A 14,364-nucleotide genomic window follows, 5' to 3' on the forward strand; every position below is an offset into this window, starting at 1 on the left:
TTTTTATCAGGGATTGCGGATGGCCATTACAGCTCGCGGGCCCAGGGGTGAGCCTTGGGGCGCAGCGCCAGCGCCAGACCCAGCAGCAGCACGGTCAGACCGTAGAGGGGCCAGCTGCCAAAGCGCATGTAGGGGGTCTCGCCGTGGGCGGGACGCACCTCGCTGCGCAGCACACCCGCTTCAAACTGCGGGATCTGGCCGATGATGCTGCCATCGATCTCGGTCACGATGGTGATGCCGGTGTTGGTGTCCCGCAGCAGCGGACGAGCCAGCTCCAGCGCGCGAATCCGGGCGATCTCCATATGCTGCCACGGACCGATGCTGGTGCCGAACCAGGCATCGTTGGAGACGGTCAGCAGGAAGTCGGTATCGGCATTGACGTTGCGGCGCACCTCCTCCGGGAAGATGATCTCGTAGCAGATGGCGGCGGCAAACTTGAGCCCCTTGGCGATCAGGTTGGGCTGCACCTCGTCACCCCGGCTGAAGGAGGACATCGGCAGGTTGAAGAAGGGGGCGATGGGGCGCAGCAGATCTTCAAACGGCACGAATTCGCCGATGGGCAGCAGGTGGTACTTGTTGTAGCGGTTGGAGTGGTTGTAGAAGTAGGACTCCTTGCCATCCGCATCCTGCACCCCCATGCCGAGCACGGTATTGTAGAAACGCTGTTGCTGCTCGTCGTAGTGGATGATCCCCGCCAGCAGGCCGGTATCGTTCACCTTCATCGCCTTGTCCAGATTCTCCAGATAGGGGCCCATCGCCTTCTCGATGGCCGGGATCGCCGACTCCGGCCAGATGATGATGTCGGCATCCTGATTCTCGCGGCTCAAGTCCTGATAGGTGCGCACCGTGGGGGCCAGCGCCTCCGGATCCCACTTGAGGGACTGGGCAATATTACCCTGCACCAGTGCCACCTTGACCGGCTCGCCACGGGTCACCCAGTTGAGCTGCATCAGACCGTGGGCACCGGCCACCAGCAGGGCAGGCACCGCCAGCCAGAGCGGGGAGCGGGACTTCCACACCAGCCAGATAGCGGAGGCGGACAGCAACAGGGCGAGGGTGATGCCCTGCACCCCGAGAATGGGGGCAAAGCCCTTGAGCGGGCCGTCGATCTGGCTGTAGCCAAACCAGAGCCAGGGGAAGCCGGTCATCACCCAGCCGCGCAGCCAGTCAGCCACCAACCAGAGGGCCGGGAAGGCGAGCAGCCAGCGGCTCCAGTGACGGCCGCCAAAGAAGCGGGCAAAGACCCAGCAGGCGAGCGTCGGGTAGAGTGCCAGATAGGCGGAGAGCCCGGCCAGCAGGACGAAGGCGACCGGCAGCGGGATGCCGCCAAACTCGGTCATGCTGACATGGATCCACCACAGGCCAGGCAAAAAGAGTCCCATGGCGTAGCCAAAACCGCGCCAGGCAGCCTGTTTTGGCGTGGCTTTGTCCAGCAGGGCGTAGAGGCCAAGCAGGGAGGGGATCACCAGCGGCCAGTAGCCGAAGGGGGAGAAGGCCAGCACGGCGATGGCACCAGAGGCCAATGCACTGAGGCTTAACAGAATTTTGGAAGTAACAGGGGATAATCTCACGGGCGATGGTGCTCGTCTTGGTGTGCAACTGGGGTCGAATGGCCGGTATCTTAACCTGTAAGCGGGGCAACGGCGAGCCTCGATGCCGGTGGCAGAGAGCACAACGCCCCGAGGTCGGGGCGTTGTTTCACACATCGAGCGGATCTGCCTATTGCGGCTCGGATTGCGCCGCCGCGTGGTGCTCGGGGATCTTCACCTGCAGCTGCTGCAGACGGCGCCGGTCGGCATGCATCACCTTGAACAGGTAGCCATCCAGCTCGATCTCCTCGCCCTTCTTTGGCAGGTGGCTGAAGGCGTGCATCACCAGACCGCCTACCGTATCCACCTCTTCATCGCTGAATTTGGTGCCGAAGAAGTCGTTGAAATCCTCGATCTCGGTCAGGGCGCTGATGGAGAAGACCCGCTTGCTGAGGCGGCGGATTTCGTCCGGCTCATCCTCGATGTCGTCAAACTCGTCGTCGATCTCGCCAACGATCAGTTCCAGTATGTCTTCGATGGTCACCAGACCGGAGACGCCACCAAATTCGTCGACCACGATGGCCATGTGGTAGCGCTCTTCACGGAACTCCTTGAGCAGACGGTCAACCCGTTTGCTTTCCGGCACGATCACCGTGGGGCGCAAGATTTTCTCGAGCTGCAGCGGCTCGCTGGCGTGATGGCCGCCAAACCCGAAGGGGAGCAGATCCTTGGCGAGCAGAATGCCCTCCACATGGTCCTTGTCCTCGTTGATCACCGGGAAGCGGGAGTGGCCGGACTCGATGATCACCGGCAGGATTGCATCCACCGGTTGGGACTTCTCGATGGTCACCATCTGGGAGCGGGGGATCATGATATCGCGCACGCGAAGATCGGCGATCTCCAGCACCCCCTCGATCATGTCCTTGGTGTCCTGATCGATGAGGTCGCGCTCTTCGGCATCGGCTATCACGTCTACCAAATCATTGCGGTCTTTTGGCTCGCCCTGGAAGAGTTGGCTGAGTTTGTCGAGCCAGGTTTTCTTCGGCGAGCCGGTACTAGGGTGATCGTCGGTCATTTTTTCTCTTGGTTACTCGCTTAAACACACTTGAAATTGTTCGGGTTATATAAGGATGGCCATCTGCTGTTTCAAGACGATGACCATCCGGTTCTTTACTCTTCGTCGTTCAGATAAGGATCGGCAAAACCGAGCTCCTGCATGATGTCGCGCTCAAGCGCTTCCATCTCTTCGGCTTCCTCATCCTCGATATGGTCATAACCTAGCAGATGCAGACTGCCATGCACAACCATGTGGGCCCAGTGGGCCATGAGGGGCTTGCCCTGCTCCTCGGCCTCGCGCTCTACCACCTGACGGCAGATCACCAGATCGCCGAGCAGCGGCAGCTCCAGACCGGGTGGCGCCTCGAACGGGAAGGAGAGCACGTTGGTGGGCTTGTCCTTGCCGCGATAGGTGAGGTTGAGCTCGTTGCTCTCCGCCTCGTCGACGATACGCACCGTCACTTCAGCCTCCTGCTGGAAGCCGAGAATGGTGCCGTCGAGCCAGCCTTGCAGCTGGGCTTCGGTGGGCAGGCCGTCAGTTCTGGCACTGGCCAGTTGCAGATCCAGGGTTACGCTCATTGCTCACTCTCTTTGCTGGCGTTTGTTTGGCCGGCCACCTTCTCGGCGGCCTGTTTGGCGTCGAACGCCTCATAGGCCTGCACGATACGGGCCACCACCGGGTGGCGCACCACGTCTTTGGACTCGAAGAAGTTGAACGACAGACCATCGACCCCTGGCAGCACTTCCAGCGCGTGGCGCAGGCCGGATTTGGCGTTGCGCGGCAGGTCTACCTGGGTGATGTCGCCGGTGACCACGGCCTTGGAGTTGAAGCCGATCCGGGTCAGGAACATCTTCATCTGCTCGGTGGTGGTGTTCTGGGCCTCATCGAGAATGATAAAGGCGTCATTGAGGGTTCTTCCGCGCATATAGGCGAGCGGCGCCACCTCGATGATGTTGCGCTCCATCAGCTTCTCGACCCGCTCAAAGCCCAGCATCTCGAACAGGGCGTCGTAGAGCGGGCGCAGGTAAGGATCCACCTTCTGGGAGAGATCGCCAGGCAGGAAGCCCAGCTTCTCGCCCGCTTCCACCGCCGGACGGGTCAGCAGAATGCGGCGGATCTCCTGACGCTCCAGCGCATCCACCGCCGCTGCGACCGCCAGATAGGTCTTGCCGGTACCGGCCGGGCCTATGCCGAAGCAGATATCGTGGCGCACGATATTGGCAATGTACTGGGCCTGATTTGGGCTGCGTGGCTTGATGAGACCGCGCTTGGTCTTGACCGTCACCTCCTTGCCATAGGGGATGCTCGGCGCCGGTTCATCATCCTGCTCCAGCACCCGCGACTCCTGAATGGCCAGATGGACCATGTCGGGGGTGATGTCGGTCACCTTGCCACCCTTGAGGGGCTGGGTTTCCACATAGAGGTGTTTGAGGATGACGGCGGCGGCATCCAGCTGGGCCGGTTTGCCCACCAACTGGAAGTGGCTGTCACGGTAGCTGATCTCGACGCCGAGGCGGCGCTCCAGCTGCTTGATGTTGTCATCGAAGGGGCCGCACAGGCTGGCAAGGCGCTGGTTGTCGGCGGGCTCCAGATGCAGATTCAGGGTCGAGATGTGTCGGCTCAAAATATCCTCGTCTCAAGGCGCTCCCCATCCGCCGGGCGAATGGGGAGGAGGGGATTAATGGGGAGTGAAGGCGGCAACGCCCAGTTCGTCCGGTACGTTATCCGGGCGACGGGCCAGGATTTCGCTCGGTGCGGTGGCGATCCGCAGGTTCATCTCGCTCTCGCCGCGGATGAACTTGCCGCGCAGGGAGTTGGGACGCACCTCGGTGATCTCCACGTCGGCAAAGCCGCCGATCAGGGTGTGCAGGCCTTCGAAGTTGACCACCCGGTTGTTCTCGGTGCGGCCACACAGCTGCATCGGGTCGAGCTTGGAGGGCCCTTCCACCAGGATGCGCTGGGTGGTGCCCAGCATGGCGCGGCCAATCTGCATTGCCTGGTTGTTGATGACGTGCTGCAGGCGGGCCAGACGGGCTTTCTTCACTTCCATGTCGACATCGTCGGGCATGTCGGCGGCCGGGGTGCCCGGGCGCGGACTGAAGATGAAGCTGAAGCTCATGTCGAAACCCACATCCTCGATCAGCTTCATGGTCGCTTCAAAGTCTTCGTCCGTCTCGTTCGGGAAGCCAACGATGAAGTCGGAGCTGATGGTGATGTCGGGACGGGCGGCACGCAGGCGACGGATCTTGGATTTGTACTCCAGGATGGTGTGCGGGCGCTTCATCATGGTCAGAATACGGTCGGAGCCGCTCTGCACCGGCAGGTGCAGGAAGCTGACCACTTCCGGGGTGTCTTTGTAGACTTCGATGATGTCGTCGGTGAACTCGATCGGGTGGCTGGTGGTGTAGCGAATGCGATCGATACCGTCGATGGCGGCCACCAGACGCAGCAGCTCGGCGAAGGTGCAGATGCCGCCATCAAAGGTCGGGCCGCGGTAGGCATTGACGTTCTGGCCGAGCAGGTTCACTTCGCGCACGCCCTGCTGGGCGAGCTGGGCGATTTCGTAGAGCACGTCGTCCAGCGGACGGCTCACCTCTTCACCGCGGGTGTAGGGCACCACGCAGTAAGTACAGTATTTGGAGCAGCCTTCCATGATGGAGACGAACGCGGTGGCCCCTTCGGCGCGCGGTTCGGGCAGGCTGTCGAATTTTTCGATCTCGGGGAAGGCAATATCAACCTGGGCACCACGGCCCTCTTGCACTTCCTTGATCATGGCGGGCAGGCGATGCAGGGTCTGCGGGCCGAACACGATATCCACATAGGGAGCGCGCTGGCGGATGGCATCGCCCTCCTGAGAGGCAACGCAGCCACCCACGCCGATCACCAGACCGGGCTTGTTGGCCTTGAGCTTTTTCCAGCGTCCCAGCTGGTGGAACACCTTCTCCTGCGCCTTTTCGCGGATGGAGCAGGTATTCAGCAGCAAGACATCTGCCTCTTCGGGCTCTTCGGTAAGGGTGTAGCCATTGCTGGCATCCAACAGGTCGGCCATTTTGGACGAGTCATACTCGTTCATCTGGCAACCCCAGGTTTTAATGTGAAGTTTCTTGCTCATTGCTTCTCTTGACTTGTTTTGAAATCGGCATGGTCAAAGGACCGCGCATTTTACTCCGCAATCTGGATACTGCCTAGCTAATATCCAGCTGGCAATGGTGCTCACCCGATACCTGTTGCCAGCAAGCTCAATAAGCTTTCTCCTTGATTTGACGCAGCAATTCCCCGTTTGTCTCACTGTTTATCAGCCGTCCTTGCGCTATCATGCAGCCATCCGGTTCACGTCCGGGCGCTGTCGCCGGACGCACCCTTTCAGGAATAAATGTATGGAACAGTGTGATATCGCCATCGTCGGCGCCGGCATGGTAGGCGCCGCCACCGCCTGCCTGCTGGCAGCTCAGGGCCTCTCGGTGCGGGTCATCGAGACCCAACTGCCGGAGCATTACGCGCCGGAGCAGCCGCTGGATCTGCGGGTCTCCGCCATCAGTCAGGCCTCGGTGGCGCTGCTGGAGCAGGCCGGTGCCTGGCACCATCTGCAGCAGATGCGGCTCTGTCCCTACCGCCGGCTGGAGACCTGGGAGCTGGACGGTTTTGCCACCCGCTTCAATTCCGCCGACCTCGGTCTGCCCCAGCTTGGCTACATCATCGAAAACCGGGTGGTGCAGCTCGCCCTGCTCAAGCGGATGGAAGATTTTCCCACCATCCAGACCCACACCCCGGCGGCTGTGACCAGCCTGCGCCAGAGTGCGGATGAAGCTGTGCTGACTCTGGATGATGGCACCGAGCTGGCGGCCCGCTGGGTGCTGGCTTGTGACGGAGCCGAATCCCACACCCGCAAGCTGGCGGGTATCGGCGTATCGCGCTTCGAGTACCGCCAGCACTGCATGCTGATCAATATCGACACCGACTTTGCGCAGGAAGATATCACTTGGCAGCAGTTCACCCCGAGCGGCCCGCGCGCCTTCCTGCCGCTGCCCGGTCAGCACGGCTCTCTGGTGTGGTATGACAGCCCGACCCGAATCCGCGCGCTGGCTGCCATGAGCAACGAGGCGCTCGCCGCCGAAGTGCGTCGCCACTTCCCAAGCCGGCTCGGCGGATTTACCGTCACCGGCAAGGGGAGCTTCCCGCTGGTGCGCCGCCACGCCAACGACTATCACGCCGGTAGGGTGGTGCTGCTTGGCGATGCTGCCCACACCATCAACCCGCTGGCGGGGCAGGGGGTCAACCTCGGCTTCAAGGATGTGGCCTGCTGGGCTGATCTGCTGCAAGGAGCTGGCGCCGACTGGCATCAGCTGGCATTGGCAGAGCGTTACGAGCGGCGCCGTCGTCCCGACAACCTGCTGATGCAGTCGGGGATGGATCTCTTCTACGGGGTGTTCAGCAACGAGATTGGCCCCCTCAAGCTGGCCCGTAATCTGGCACTCAATCTGGCGGATAAAGCTGGCACCTTAAAGGAAATGGCGCTGCGCTATGCACTGGGGCTGGTTTGACAGGTAGAAACCAGATAGCACGGGCTGAATGCGCGAAGGAGCAAAGGTGATGAACAAGGCACTGCTGGTGATCGATTTTATCAACGATATTGCCCATCCCGACGGGCGCATTGCCGCCTCGGCAGCCCACGTGGTGGAGCAGGATGCCATTGCGCATGCCAATCAGGCGCTGGCCCATGCCCGCGCCCACGGTTGGCTGGTAGTGCTGATCAAGGTGGGCTTTGACGGCGGCTATCAGCTGCAACCCAAAGGCTCCCCCATGTTTGGTCGGGCTCACCAGTTGGGGGCGCTCTCCTTGGCTGACAGCGGCACCGACTTTCATCCGGATCTGGATGTGCAACCCGGTGATCTGGTGCTGGCCAAGCCCAGGGTCAGCCCCTTCTATGGCACGGCGCTGGAGCCTGCGCTGCGGGCCAACCACATCGACCACCTCTATCTGTGCGGAGTGAGTACCAGCTGGGCCATTCAGGCTGCGACGCGGGATGGTCACGATCGCGACTACTCCATCACCATTCTGGAGGATGCCTGCGCCGCCGCAGATGCCACCGAGCATCACACCTCGCTGCGGATGCTGAGCCGCATCGCCGAGATCATCAAGGTGTCCCTGCTGGCTTGATCCTTAACGCAGGCTGCACCCGAGCACCGTGTTGAGATTGACTCTGCGGCCCCTTGTCGGGCCGCAGCGCTTTTGGGCAACATGATTGTCGGGCAAGATAGTGCTCACATGGATAACAACAAGGATGGACAGATGCGTTATCAGGGACGGATCGCGAGCTGGAACGAGGCGCGCGGCTTTGGGTTTATTACGCCGGAGCAAAATGGCGCCGAGCAGACAATCAATGGATCACGCGGTGCAGGGCTGTTTGTGCATGTTACGGCGTTGCAATCAGATGGTCGGGTGCCAGAGCCGGGGGAGCGTGTCACCTATCTGATCGGCAGTGGCCAGGATGGCAAACCGAGGGCGTTACAGGTCTTTTTCCCCGATCGCCCGCTCACGTTGGCGGATGCCGTGCCCTCGGCCGAATCATCAGCAGCAAGATCGGCCGCATCATCAGCGGCGCCATCGTTTCGGGCGGCAAGTCAGCCGCCACGACCTACCTTGACCAGAGAGAGAAGTAACCCCTATCGACGTCGCAAGAGCAGCTGGAGTGGCAAACTGATCCCCCTGCTGGTGCTCGTCGGCCTCTTTTCCATCTATTCCCGTTTCTCGGCCGAGTCGATGGCGCCATTGCCGGTCTCCTCTTTCAATCAGGAGGAGGTCAGTACGCCACAGGCAACGACCTTTATTCGCCAGTGTGATGGTCGGCAGCATTGCTCCCAGATGACCTCCTGCGAGGAGGCAACCTGGTTTTTACAAAACTGCCCTGGTACCAAGATGGATGGGGAAGGAGATGGCATCCCCTGTGAAAATCAGTGGTGTGGTCATTAAATGTGACTTATCAGATACATATGCTCATGATGTGCTCTTGTTATCCGGAACAGGGAAACTGTCCTGAAACCTTGCCGGATGGTGTTCGATGGTGAAATTTGGTCTCAGTTGGCTAAGTGGGAATGGGGTGCTTTACTCTATCTGCTGACTTAATTGTTAATAGATGGCGGTATGCCACTTTTGCCACAGGATGGCCACCATGGCGGATGAGATACAGACGCGGCAGAGTCACTTCGCCGAGCGAGCCCATCATCTGGCTGCACTGCTGGATTCGCTGGAAGACCAGATATCGGTGATAGATCGGGATGGCGTGATCCATTACACCAATCTCGCCTGGGATCTGTTTGCCGAGCAAAACGGTATGCCCAAGGGATATAACTGGATTGGGGTCAATTACATGGGGGCTTGTGACGCTGAATCCGAGCCCTCTGGATTGGCTGCCGTGGAGGGGATCCTCCGGGTTATCCGTCATCAGCAGGAGAAGTTCTATCTGGAATACCCCTGCCACAGCCCCGACACCCAGCGCTGGTTTATGATGCGAGTCGCGCCGGTACCCGGGCTTGATGCCGAGTATTTTTCCATCGCCCATATCAATATCACCGAGCGCAAGCTGCTGGAGCTGGAAGTTGCCAGCCTCTCCCAACATGATCCCCTGACCGGACTGGCCAATCGGCGGCTGTTCAACAGCTTTTTGCATAACGAGTGGCGGCGCAGCATGCGTGAACATACCCCGCTCTCCCTCATCATGCTGGATCTGGATAACTTCAAGGCGTGTAATGACCATCTTGGTCATCAGATGGGGGATGGCTCCCTCCAACTGGTGGGCCATCTTCTGCAATCCTTCTGCCAGCGTCCGGCGGATCTGCCCTGCCGTTTTGGTGGTGACGAGTTTGCCCTGATCCTCGGCAATACAGATCGAGATGCGGCTCAGCGGATTGGAGAGGAGATCCGCCAGGCCATCAACGATCTCGACATCGTGGTGGCAAATAATATTCAGCTTAGCGCCAGCATTGGCATTGCCACCTACACGGCAGAGCAACTGCTGGAGGGGGAAGGGGCGTTGCTGGCTGCGGCCGATGCGGCGCTTTATTGCGCCAAGGGGGCGGGTAAAAACCGTAGTCACTGCGCCAGCTGTTGAGCCGCATTACCGCTTTTGTCCTGCATGCGCCCCCTTGATGGGGTCGCACTGTTTTGACGTGGCACGATGTTAGCTACCAGCGAGCGTTGGTTTCAGCGCTCGGGTGTGGCTGACACCGGCAGGGGATGGCTGGCGATCACCTGCCTGACGAAGTGATCCCGGATGGGGTCGGCAAAGTCCGGATTCCATACCATGCTGACCTCCCACTCGGAGCTGGGACCAGAGAGAGGATAGAGGGTGACATCGGGCCCTGCGATAAAGCTGACGCTGCGCGGCAGGATGGCGTTGCCTATGCCTGCTGCGACCAATGCCACCAGCGTCTGGATATCTTCGGCCTCCTGAACCATGCCGGTCAGCCGATTGGCGCCGAGAAAACCGGCGATCTGCTGGCTGAGACCGGGGCAGCGGTGGCCCACCATCTGCAACAGGGGTTGACTGGTCAGTGCCTGCTGGACGTTGAATGCGGCCGGGTCTGGCTCGGTCATCCGTGTCGGCACCGCCAGCACCAGCCGGTCGATCAGCAGTCTGTGCTCCTGCAACTGCGGCACGTGAGGTCTGCGCATAAAGCCCAGCTGCAACTGGCCGGAGAGCAGCTGCTCCTGCTGGATCGCGGAGGGCATATCCTGCAGATGGACCATCACGTCCGGAACCTGCTGCTTGAAGCGGGCCACCAGCGCAGGGGCCAGTGCGAAACTCGACAGACCGAAGCCAATTTTGAGTCGACCGGCTACCCCGCTCGCCACCGCCAGCGCATGGCTTTCGAACTCCCTGCCGTGTTTGACCAGTGCACTCGCCTGAGTGAGCAGCTGGGCGCCGAGCGCCGTCAGCTCGGCACCATGGCGGCCCCGCTTGAACAGGGTGCAGCCCAGCGTCTGCTCCAGCCCCTGGATCTGCTTGGTGAGGGCCGGCTGGGTGATAAAGAGGCGGCTGGCTGCTTCCCGGTAGTTGGCGGTGTCGGCCAGCGTCACAAACGCCTGTAGTTGCCTCAAGTCGAATTTCATTCCAATTGGTTATCCAAGGTGGCGATTTATTGATTATAAATTATCTAATCGCCTTGTTCTAATGGCTCGGCAAGGGGGGAATCGCCCTCCTCTGAACCGGAACAAGGAGCCATATCATGTCTACCCAACGCTATCTCTTTTTGATCAAGGGCACGCTGGTGCTGGCCCAACCGCTGGCCGCGCCTGAAACGGGGGAGCTGCTTGCCAGCCTGCTGCAACAGGGGTTTGTGGTCGGCCCGCTGCAGGTGTGGGCAGGCAGCGCTGAACAGGCGCTCGCCTGTTATGAACGTGCCGCCCAGCAGCAGGCCTTTGCCGATGCGCTACAGGGGGCTGAGCCTGAGCTTACGGGAGTATCGGCATGATTACCGGCATGAGTCGCGAACCGGCCGTTTGTACAGGCGGCACCAAAACCGTAGCGGTCGCCGCCCTGCTGCTCGATATGGATGGCACCCTGGTCTGCTCGACCGGCGATGTGGAGAAGGTGTGGCGGCTCTGGTGCCAGCATCATCAGCTTGCCCCAGAGCCGGTACTGGCTATGTGCCACGGTATGCGCTCGCGTGAGGTGATCCGGGCGCTGGCCCCGCAGCTGGATGTGGAGCGGGAAGCGGCCCGGCTCGACGAGCTGGAGATGCAGCATACCGGTGGCGACGCCATCTTTGGGGCTGGCGAGTTGCTGCGCCGCTTACCGCCAGAGCATTGGGCCATTGTGACCTCCGCCAGTGAGCGGGTTGCCCGCCATCGCCTGAGTTGTGCCGGTTTGCCGCTGCCCCACGTACTGGTGGGGGCCGAAGCTGTGATCAATGGCAAACCCGATCCCGAGTCCTATCTGCTGGGGGCTGAACGGCTTGGCGTCTCGCCTGATTGCTGTCTGGTATTTGAGGATGCCCCGGCCGGTATCGAGAGTGCCCTGCGTGCAGGTTGCACCGTGGTGCAGGTAGGAGGCGATGCGCCGTTCAATCCGGCGGTGGTGGCGGTGATCCGCGACTGGCGCGAGGTTAAGGTTGCGTTGGGGAAAGGCGAGTCCCTGCTGGTGACGCTGCTCGCCTGAGCGGTGGATAGAGCGTATTACGACCGCAGATTGCGGTATGAACCATCGCCATCAACACTGTATGCCGCAATAAAAACGCCCCCGAGATGCGGGGGCGTTTTGCCATCTGACCGTTATTTGAAAACGCGGAAACGGGTAGCGTCGTCGATAAAGGTCTTGTCGCCGGCCGGTTGCTTGATACTGCCAAAGGGCATCTGGGCACGCAGCAGCCAGCTGGCGGGCAGGTTCCACTCCTTGCGTACCGCCTCGTCGATGAGGGGGTTGTAGTGCTGCAGGGAGGCACCGACTTTTTCCTGCGCCAGCGTCGTCCAGACCGCAAACTGGGCGATGCCGGTGGCATGTTCCGACCAGATGGGGAAGTTGTCGGCGTAGAGGGCGAATTTTTGCTGCAGATCCTTGATGACGTCGGTGTCTTCGAAGAACAGCACGGTACCAAAGCCTGCGCGGAAGCTGCCATCTACCTTGGCCTCACTCTGGGCGTAGGCTTCCGGCGGCACAATCTTTTTCAGCTCGGCTTTGACGATATCCCACAGCTTGTGATGCTGGGCGCCAAACAGGATGACTGCACGGGAGCTCTGGGAGTTGAAGGAGGAGGGGCTGTGCCTGATGGCATCCTGGATCAGGGCTGTCAGCTGCTCCGGTGTATGGGACACCTGGTCGCCCAGGGCATAGATGGTACGACGTGCTTTGATCTGTTCGATAAACGGACTGCTCATAACATCTCCTTGTTCTGCTTGGCGTTGCAGCCGGTGATGGACGGTGTGTCCAGCGCCGGCCGCGTCAGGTATAGACTATAACACCCGCAATGCAGAGCGGGGTTAACCCGGGGTAACTAGCGTTTTTCCTGTCAGTTGATATTCGTTTGCGAACCTTGATGTTTTGTTAGTATTGGAAATGTCATTAAAGGGGCGTTGAAGTGATATTAATCAATGATTCACTCTCCTTTCTCTCGCACAATCCCGCTATGTTTTCCCCTGTTCGGATGTCATGTGAGCCGCTCGTATCTCAACAAGCGTTACTATGTGCTGGCCCCCCTCTCCGCACTGCTTGGCTTGTTGATCCTGATCGTGACGATCATCATGGCCATTGCCAGCTATCTGCGGGATATCGACATGACGGTATCCGGCTTCGGTCACATGGCTTCCTCCGTTGAGGCGTCCTTGATCCACGAGATGGTGAAGGTCAATGAGCGGCAACTGGCAGTGCTGGAGGGCTCCCTAGACAAGGAGAAGATAGCCCGCGGCGAGCCGGCCGACTCTCCCATCTGGGCTATTGCCCATCAGATCAAGCCCGGCAACCACTATATCTACTTTTACAACCTGAAAGCGGATCGCATCGACAGTTACCCGGAGTGGCTCGCGCCCCCAGGTTATAAGGCAGCGCTGCGCCCCTGGTATCAGGTGACCGCCATGCCGGGCGACGAGCCCGTCTGGTTTGGCCCCTACCCTGAATACAATACTCAGGAGCTGATTCTCAGCCTGATCAAACGGGTGAGGGACGAGCAGGGGCAGTTGCTGGGTCTGCTGATGGTTGACATGTCATTCGACTCGCTGCAGCAGGCGCTGCAGCGCACGGTCGGTAGTAATCAGGCGGCACTCTATCTGACCTTACGTGACACTGAGCAGCTGGTAGTGGGCAGCAATATGGATCTGCTGGCGACCAACACCATCAAGCAGCATCAGAGTCAGCAGTGGCTCGGCCTGGATGTGCTGTGGCATGGGACTTATATCAAGCGTGAGCTGGCGGATATTGGTTGGGATCTCAACATCTATCTGCCGCCAGTACTGTTTCGTGACAGCCTCTACGATGCGTTGCAGATGGTGGTTTTTCCACTGCTCTCTCTGTTTGCCATCTGGTGTTGCAGCCTGAGTCTGCTGGTGCGGATCTTCCGCCAGGAGCAGGAGCTGGTGTCGGGCTCATTGACCGGCATCGTGCGCGATCTGGAGCGTTCAGCGCCTGTCAGTGAGCCCAAGACCTGGTTCGTGCGGCGCAGCCTGAACGAGATCGATCAGGTCAGGGTCAGTTTTCTCAAGGTGCAGGATGCGCTGTTGCGGGATCCCCTGACCGGTATCATGAACCGACGAGCCTTCGAGCAGCACAAGGCGGCACTGGAGCAGAGGGGGGCGTGCTTCTGGCTGCTGCTGTTTGATGTCGATCACTTCAAGGGGGTCAACGACAGCCAGGGCCATGCCTTCGGCGATCAGGTGCTGTGTCGGGTGGCCAACTGTCTTGCTGATGTGCTGGGGGTGAGTACGGTTTACCGGATAGGTGGGGATGAATTTGCCGCTCTGCTGCAACAGCCACAGGATGAGTTGGCGGAGAAACTCGGTTGTCTGCTTGAACTGGTGCGTCAGCAACAGTGGCGTGAACACCATGGGCCGATCACCCTGAGTGCCGGCGGCGCCTGCCATTCTCCTGCCGCCGGCCCTATCTTCGAGCGGGCTGATGCTGCCCTCTACCGCAGCAAGGAGGCTGGCCGGAACTGCTGGCATTTGGCGGATGAGGCTGCTGACTGACAGCTTTTGTCCCAGCGCGGCGGGCCTGTGCCGGGACACGACAACCAGATTGTGGGTCACCCAGCCGTAATAGTTTGGCTTTTTGGTGATTTTAATCTTTAAATT

General features: G+C 60.2%; 14 protein-coding genes. 7 read left to right on the forward strand and 7 right to left on the reverse strand.

The window, feature by feature from the left end; translation table 11 throughout:
- Positions 1 to 26 precede the first annotated feature (26 nt).
- The 5 genes from lnt to miaB form a co-directional block, all read right to left on the reverse strand.
- Complete coding sequence (gene lnt, locus ACTG20_RS06805; RefSeq protein WP_439987521.1) at positions 27 to 1,571, reverse strand: apolipoprotein N-acyltransferase; 1,545 nt, start codon at positions 1,569 to 1,571, stop codon at positions 27 to 29.
- A gap of 148 nt (positions 1,572 to 1,719) precedes the next feature.
- Positions 1,720 to 2,604 carry a CNNM family magnesium/cobalt transport protein CorC gene (gene corC / locus ACTG20_RS06810; RefSeq protein ID WP_005354092.1) on the reverse strand — a complete coding sequence of 295 codons (885 nt, stop codon included), beginning with the start codon at positions 2,602 to 2,604 and terminating at the stop codon, positions 1,720 to 1,722.
- 95 nt (positions 2,605 to 2,699) lie between these two features.
- A complete protein-coding gene (gene ybeY / locus ACTG20_RS06815) occupies positions 2,700 to 3,164 on the reverse strand; it encodes an rRNA maturation RNase YbeY (protein ID WP_194495487.1) in 465 nt (154 codons plus the stop codon).
- Positions 3,161 to 4,210, reverse strand: a complete 1,050-nt coding sequence (locus tag ACTG20_RS06820; RefSeq protein WP_005362369.1) for a PhoH family protein — start codon at positions 4,208 to 4,210, stop codon at positions 3,161 to 3,163. The genes ybeY and ACTG20_RS06820 overlap by 4 nt, the downstream gene beginning before the upstream one ends.
- A gap of 54 nt (positions 4,211 to 4,264) precedes the next feature.
- On the reverse strand, positions 4,265 to 5,698 hold the full coding sequence (miaB, locus tag ACTG20_RS06825) for a tRNA (N6-isopentenyl adenosine(37)-C2)-methylthiotransferase MiaB (protein WP_042054725.1): 1,434 nt from the start codon (positions 5,696 to 5,698) through the stop codon (positions 4,265 to 4,267).
- Between the two features lie 265 nt (positions 5,699 to 5,963).
- Here miaB and ACTG20_RS06830 point away from each other — a divergent pair, with 265 nt between their 5' ends.
- From ACTG20_RS06830 to ACTG20_RS06845, 4 genes are all read left to right on the forward strand, one after another.
- A complete protein-coding gene (locus ACTG20_RS06830; protein ID WP_194495486.1) occupies positions 5,964 to 7,127 on the forward strand; it encodes an FAD-dependent oxidoreductase in 1,164 nt (387 codons plus the stop codon).
- 49 nt (positions 7,128 to 7,176) lie between these two features.
- Positions 7,177 to 7,743 (forward strand): cysteine hydrolase family protein, encoded by a 567-nt coding sequence (locus tag ACTG20_RS06835; protein WP_194495485.1) that lies wholly within the window; start codon positions 7,177 to 7,179, stop codon positions 7,741 to 7,743.
- A gap of 132 nt (positions 7,744 to 7,875) precedes the next feature.
- On the forward strand, positions 7,876 to 8,556 hold the full coding sequence (locus ACTG20_RS06840) for a cold shock domain-containing protein (protein WP_194495540.1): 681 nt from the start codon (positions 7,876 to 7,878) through the stop codon (positions 8,554 to 8,556).
- A gap of 199 nt (positions 8,557 to 8,755) precedes the next feature.
- Complete coding sequence (locus ACTG20_RS06845; protein WP_129503445.1) at positions 8,756 to 9,694, forward strand: sensor domain-containing diguanylate cyclase; 939 nt, start codon at positions 8,756 to 8,758, stop codon at positions 9,692 to 9,694.
- A 92-nt stretch (positions 9,695 to 9,786) separates the two neighbouring features.
- Here ACTG20_RS06845 and ACTG20_RS06850 read toward each other — a convergent pair whose 3' ends face one another.
- Positions 9,787 to 10,695: a LysR substrate-binding domain-containing protein gene (locus tag ACTG20_RS06850; protein ID WP_439987522.1), complete on the reverse strand. Its 909-nt coding sequence runs from the start codon at positions 10,693 to 10,695 to the stop codon at positions 9,787 to 9,789.
- A gap of 116 nt (positions 10,696 to 10,811) precedes the next feature.
- On the opposite strand from ACTG20_RS06850, the gene ACTG20_RS06855 reads away from it, so the two are divergent.
- Together ACTG20_RS06855 and ACTG20_RS06860 are read left to right on the forward strand one after the other, a co-directional pair.
- Positions 10,812 to 11,057: a hypothetical protein gene (locus tag ACTG20_RS06855; RefSeq protein ID WP_100653106.1), complete on the forward strand. Its 246-nt coding sequence runs from the start codon at positions 10,812 to 10,814 to the stop codon at positions 11,055 to 11,057.
- Positions 11,054 to 11,743 carry an HAD-IA family hydrolase gene (locus ACTG20_RS06860; protein ID WP_100653108.1) on the forward strand — a complete coding sequence of 230 codons (690 nt, stop codon included), beginning with the start codon at positions 11,054 to 11,056 and terminating at the stop codon, positions 11,741 to 11,743. Before ACTG20_RS06855 ends, ACTG20_RS06860 begins: the two co-directional genes overlap by 4 nt.
- Positions 11,744 to 11,856: 113 nt before the next feature.
- Here ACTG20_RS06860 and ACTG20_RS06865 read toward each other — a convergent pair whose 3' ends face one another.
- Positions 11,857 to 12,459: a nitroreductase family protein gene (locus ACTG20_RS06865; protein WP_005348028.1), complete on the reverse strand. Its 603-nt coding sequence runs from the start codon at positions 12,457 to 12,459 to the stop codon at positions 11,857 to 11,859.
- A gap of 273 nt (positions 12,460 to 12,732) precedes the next feature.
- On the opposite strand from ACTG20_RS06865, the gene ACTG20_RS06870 reads away from it, so the two are divergent.
- Positions 12,733 to 14,259: a diguanylate cyclase domain-containing protein gene (locus tag ACTG20_RS06870; protein ID WP_439987523.1), complete on the forward strand. Its 1,527-nt coding sequence runs from the start codon at positions 12,733 to 12,735 to the stop codon at positions 14,257 to 14,259.
- The last annotated feature ends 105 nt before the right edge of the window (positions 14,260 to 14,364 follow it).

Source organism: Aeromonas sp. 84A (genome assembly GCF_051919345.1).
Taxonomy (GTDB): domain Bacteria; phylum Pseudomonadota; class Gammaproteobacteria; order Enterobacterales; family Aeromonadaceae; genus Aeromonas; species Aeromonas veronii.

Excerpts from the sequence above, each read along its gene's own strand:
- ACTG20_RS06840 (WP_194495540.1), top strand. The coding sequence starts at position 7,876 with ATGCGTTATCAGGGACGGATCGCGAGCTGGAACGAGGCGCGCGGCTTT.
- ACTG20_RS06845 (WP_129503445.1), top strand. The coding sequence starts at position 8,756 with ATGGCGGATGAGATACAGACGCGGCAGAGTCACTTCGCCGAGCGAGCC.
- ACTG20_RS06835 (WP_194495485.1), top strand. The coding sequence starts at position 7,177 with ATGAACAAGGCACTGCTGGTGATCGATTTTATCAACGATATTGCCCAT.
- ACTG20_RS06860 (WP_100653108.1), top strand. The coding sequence starts at position 11,054 with ATGATTACCGGCATGAGTCGCGAACCGGCCGTTTGTACAGGCGGCACC.
- ACTG20_RS06830 (WP_194495486.1), top strand. The coding sequence starts at position 5,964 with ATGGAACAGTGTGATATCGCCATCGTCGGCGCCGGCATGGTAGGCGCC.
- ACTG20_RS06850 (WP_439987522.1), bottom strand. The coding sequence starts at position 10,695 with ATGAAATTCGACTTGAGGCAACTACAGGCGTTTGTGACGCTGGCCGAC.
- ybeY (WP_194495487.1), bottom strand. The coding sequence starts at position 3,164 with ATGAGCGTAACCCTGGATCTGCAACTGGCCAGTGCCAGAACTGACGGC.
- ACTG20_RS06855 (WP_100653106.1), top strand. The coding sequence starts at position 10,812 with ATGTCTACCCAACGCTATCTCTTTTTGATCAAGGGCACGCTGGTGCTG.
- ACTG20_RS06865 (WP_005348028.1), bottom strand. The coding sequence starts at position 12,459 with ATGAGCAGTCCGTTTATCGAACAGATCAAAGCACGTCGTACCATCTAT.
- miaB (WP_042054725.1), bottom strand. The coding sequence starts at position 5,698 with ATGAGCAAGAAACTTCACATTAAAACCTGGGGTTGCCAGATGAACGAG.
- corC (WP_005354092.1), bottom strand. The coding sequence starts at position 2,604 with ATGACCGACGATCACCCTAGTACCGGCTCGCCGAAGAAAACCTGGCTC.